This is a genomic window from Synechococcus sp. H70.1 (genome assembly GCF_047502705.1).
Taxonomy (GTDB): domain Bacteria; phylum Cyanobacteriota; class Cyanobacteriia; order Thermostichales; family Thermostichaceae; genus Thermostichus.
Genome location: NZ_JANSIV010000110.1, coordinates 1 through 4,281, shown reverse-complemented (window position 1 = coordinate 4,281; position 4,281 = coordinate 1). Strand labels below are relative to the sequence as shown.

Here is a 4,281-nt window from a genome sequence, read left to right as displayed (position 1 = left end):
ACCTCGCTGGCTTTCACTGCCAGGCCCAGGTCGGTGGTAAAGTGCAGCCGACCGGCCTCAGCTCCAGCCTGCACCAGCTCTTCCAGGCCAGGTTCGTAGATGGGCAGGCGGCCCCGCTGCAGCCCTTCAATCTTGGCAGGGTTGTTGTCCACGCAGATGACGCTGTGACCAACTTTGGCTAGACAAGCACTGGTGACCAACCCCACATAGCCAGCTCCCACAACCGCCACGTCCATTGTCTGCTTCCCCCTCGCGTCGAGGCTTGCTTCTAAAATACCCTGCTGACCGGGATCCCCTATCCTCAAGCGGAGGAAAGACGGCCTTGAACTCAAGCCGATGGCAAAATAAAACAGAACCTACCCCTTCTGATGAGCGGTGAGTTTCCCCGATTCTGCTGCCATTGCCGCTCGCCGTCAGCACCAGGTACAGAGGGTGCTCTATGTTACCCTGGGGCTCAATCTTTTGGTGTTTTTGGTCAAGCTGGGGCTGGGCCTAGCGACGGGATCCCTCAGCTTGGTGGCCGATGCCCTGCACAGCTTTACCGACAGTGGGAGTAACATTCTTGCCTTGCTGGCGGCCCGCTTTTCCTCGCCAGAGCCGGATGAGGAGCACCCCTACGGCCACAGCAAGTTTGAGGCCATTGGAGCGCTGGGGATCGCCGCTTTTCTGGGGATGGCCAGCTTTGAGATCCTCAGCGCAGCAGTGGGACGGTTTTTTAAGCCCCAGCCGCCGCTGCAGGTCGATGGACTGACCCTAACCCTAATGGTGGGGGTACTGGGGATCAACCTCTTCGTGGCCTTCTATGAACGTTCCTGGGGCAAGGCTTTGTCCAGCTCGCTGCTCTTGGCCGATGCCCGCCATACCCTCAGCGATGTTTGGGTAACCCTGACGGTGCTGCTGGGACTGGCCGGGATCCACTACTGGGGGATCCCCTGGCTGGATCAGGTGCTGGCGGTGCCAGTGGGGCTGCTGGTGTTTTGGAGCGGCTGGGAAGTGCTGCGGGAAAACGTTCCCTTTTTAACCGACCGGGTAGCCATTCCGCCTAAGACATTGCGGGAGCTGGTTCTCAGCCTGCCCGGCGTCCTCGACTGCCACGATATCACCTCCCGCGGCATCCCAGGGCAGATGATCTTTATCGAAATGCATATGGTGGTGGAGCCGCTGGACGTGGAGTCGGCCCATCGCATCACCGAAGCGGTGGAGCAACTGCTACAGGAGCGCTACGGGCCGGTGCGAGTCACCATCCACCTGGAACCCTACTCCCACATCGAGGGATCCCAACCCTAGCCACAACGCCTTATCCCGCTTGGATCCTGGGGGGATCCCTGGAAATTGCCCAAATGGAACTCATTTGCGTGTATGCTGCAGACTAGCTTCCCTTTGGGGGAGATCTAGGAATTGGAAAGAAGGAAAGAAAAAGGAGGGCGCCTTGAGCCTGAGAGTTGCCGTGGTTGGGGGTGGCCCGGCGGGTGCTTCTGCGGCCGAGGTTCTGGCCCAAGCGGGAATCGAAACCTTCTTGTTTGAGCGCAAGCTGGACAACGCCAAACCCTGCGGGGGTGCCATTCCCCTGTGTATGGTTTCGGAGTTTGACCTGCCGGAGGAGATCATCGACCGCAAGGTGCGCAAGATGAAGATGATCTCGCCTTCCAACTACGAGGTGGACATTGCCCTCGAAAAGGAAGGCGAATACATTGGCATGTGCCGCCGCGAGGTCCTGGATGCCTTCTTGCGCAACCGCGCCCGCCAAAAAGGGGCAGAGCTCATTCACGGCAAGGTGATGCATCTGGAAGTCCCCCAGAATGGCCGGGATCCTTACGTCCTGCACTACGTTGACTTCTCCAGCGGCTTGCCCCAGGGGGTACCTCGCTCACTGGCGGTGGATGTGGTGATTGGGGCGGACGGGTTCCACTCGAAGGTGGCAGAAGCCATCGGCGCCGGGGACTACAACTACGCGCTGGCCTTTCAGGAGCGCATTCGCCTCCCGGAGGACAAAATGGCCTACTACGAGGAGCGGGCAGAAATGTACGTGGGAGACGATGTCTCGCCCGACTTCTATGCCTGGGTGTTTCCCAAGTGCGACCATGTGGCGGTAGGTACCGGCACCATGCAGACCAACCAGGCCAGCCTCCAGAAGCTGCAGGCCGGGATCCGCGCCCGCGCCGCCGAACGAATCCGAGGGGGCCGGGTGATCAAGGTGGAGGCCCATCCTATTCCAGAGCACCCCCGTCCCCGCCGGGTGGTGGGCCGAGCTGCCTTGGTAGGAGACGCGGCAGGATACGTAACCAAGGCAAGTGGTGAGGGGATCTATTTTGCTGCCAAGTCGGGCCGCATGTGCGCCGAGACCATTGTCGAGACCTCCAACGGTGGGAAGCGCCTTCCCACAGAAGAGGATCTCAAGCTCTACCTCCAGCGCTGGGATCGCCAGTACGGCCTGACCTACAAGGTCTTGGACCTTCTGCAGCAGGTGTTCTACCGCTCCAACGCCACCCGCGAGGCTTTTGTGGAGATGTGCGCCGACCGGGATGTGCAGCGGTTAACCTTTGCCAGCTACCTCTACAAGACAGTGGCGCCCATGAGCCCCTGGGTACAGTTGAAGATTACCGTTAAAACCCTGGGCAGTTTGCTGCGGGGCAACGCCCTGGCTCCCTGAGGGGGTCCTACTGCCACTGGAAGGTGACGGTAACGCGATCCCAGTTGGCGTCTGTCTTCAGCACGCTAGCAGTAGCTTTCTGGCCCGGAGGTACATCGCTGGGCTCAAAGGCGGCCACGCGCGTCTCGACGACTTCTCCGCCCCGATAGAAGGTAAAGCGGGCGCGGGCGTTGAGGACAGTGCGGCTGCTGCGGTTGATGGCCTCCACGCTCAGGCGACTGCCAGCCCCTACCCGTTCCTCCCGGATTGATCCCACAATCACCAATTCCCCTGGGTTGGGTCCAGCGGCAGCCGGAGTTGGGCTGGCAGGGGCAGAGGGTTGGGGTGGGGCGCTTTGGCTGGCCGTCGGCTGCTTCAAGAGCTCCAAAACGCGGGCCAGCTCCTGCTGAAAGAAGACAAAGGCTTCCCGGGATTGGTTGGCCACCTGGGCCAGGATCAGCCGATCCGACTCTTCCAGAGGGATCTCCAGGAGGGGAGCGGCCCCTTTTAGGGTAACCCGAATGCTGGCCACTTCTTGGTTGATGAACTTGTCCAGATAGGGAAAGAGGTTAAGGATGCAATCTTGAAAGGAGCCCAGGGGCAAGGTGCTCTTGTTGGTTAACACCAATTCAGCCCGCTCACAGCTAGCCCGATCCGCCAGGTCAATTTCCAGGGGCACCCGAAAGGACCCCGAACTGGTGTTGGTGATGGTCACCTGCGTGCCGGACACCACCTCCCGCCAGCCATGGACAACCTCCAGGCTAGGGCGAGTTACCTCTTCCGTGAAGTACTCTCCCCCCCAAGCAGGGGATCCCGCCAACGGTAGGGCAAACAGCAACACCGCCACGGGGCCAGTCCGTCGCCAATTCACCTCCACTTCCCCTCCTTTGCAGATTTGGGGCACTTCCTGTCCCTGGCAACAGCTTAGCCTTGGAGCTAACGTCAACCAAGAGGGAGGCTGTCTGGGGTAAAATCGAGAAGTTCAAAACACAACAAAACTCTCGGGCTGCCGACCAGGGCGCCCGTGTTCTTGGCTTTCTAACTAGGCAGTATGGCCAGATCCCTAGCTTCGTGGCTCAATCGGCTTGCCTTCCTGCGAGGTCTAGTCTTTATCCTAGCAGTGGTGGTTGCTCTTACCTACTTAGGCTTGAGCCGAGAAGTTCGCCTCGGCCTTGACCTCAAAGGCGGGACGCAACTCACGCTGCAGGCTTTGCCAACCCAAGAGGTACCCGAGATTACTCCCGAGGTGATGCAGGGGGTGGAGGCCGTTGTCCAGCAGCGGATTAACGGCCTAGGGGTAACTGAGCCCTTGATCCAAATCAGTGGCCGGGATCGTCTATTCGTGCAACTGCCGGGGGTAGCGGATCCGGATCGGGCTGTTGCTCTTTTGGGGGATACGGCCCAGTTGGAATTCCGCAAGGGCTTGGTGCCGGTTAGCGCCCTGCCCCGCAACGAACAGGGGGAGGTAACTGCAGGAGAGAATCCTGAGGCCTTGTTTGAACGGGTTGGTCTCACTGGCGATCTCCTGCGCAACGCCTATCCCCAAGCCCCTCGTCGCGGATCCCAGAGCTGGGAAGTACTGCTTGAGTTTAAGCCTCAACGGGCAGAAAAATTTCCCCAGGACACTCGAGAGTTGGCGGGCACAGGGCGCC

At 60.2% G+C, this 4,281-nt stretch carries 5 protein-coding genes; 3 read left to right on the top strand and 2 right to left on the bottom strand.

Annotated elements, in window-relative coordinates:
- Positions 1-236 (bottom strand): 2-dehydropantoate 2-reductase N-terminal domain-containing protein (locus NW827_RS07885; protein ID WP_414503534.1); only part of this gene is annotated, 236 nt, incomplete at its 3' end.
- A 139-nt stretch (positions 237-375) separates the two neighbouring features.
- Between NW827_RS07885 and NW827_RS07880 the strand changes: the two genes are divergently transcribed.
- Together NW827_RS07880 and chlP are read left to right on the top strand one after the other, a co-directional pair.
- On the top strand, positions 376-1,287 hold the full coding sequence (locus NW827_RS07880) for a cation diffusion facilitator family transporter (protein WP_414359220.1): 912 nt from the start codon (positions 376-378) through the stop codon (positions 1,285-1,287).
- Positions 1,288-1,429: 142 nt separating this feature from the next.
- Complete coding sequence (gene chlP, locus NW827_RS07875; protein WP_414403274.1) at positions 1,430-2,650, top strand: geranylgeranyl reductase; 1,221 nt, start codon at positions 1,430-1,432, stop codon at positions 2,648-2,650.
- Between the two features lie 7 nt (positions 2,651-2,657).
- Here chlP and NW827_RS07870 read toward each other — a convergent pair whose 3' ends face one another.
- Positions 2,658-3,500, bottom strand: a complete 843-nt coding sequence (locus NW827_RS07870) for a hypothetical protein (protein ID WP_414403275.1) — start codon at positions 3,498-3,500, stop codon at positions 2,658-2,660.
- 180 nt (positions 3,501-3,680) lie between these two features.
- Between NW827_RS07870 and secD the strand changes: the two genes are divergently transcribed.
- Positions 3,681-4,281 (top strand): preprotein translocase subunit SecD (secD, locus tag NW827_RS07865; protein ID WP_414503533.1); only part of this gene is annotated, 601 nt, incomplete at its 3' end.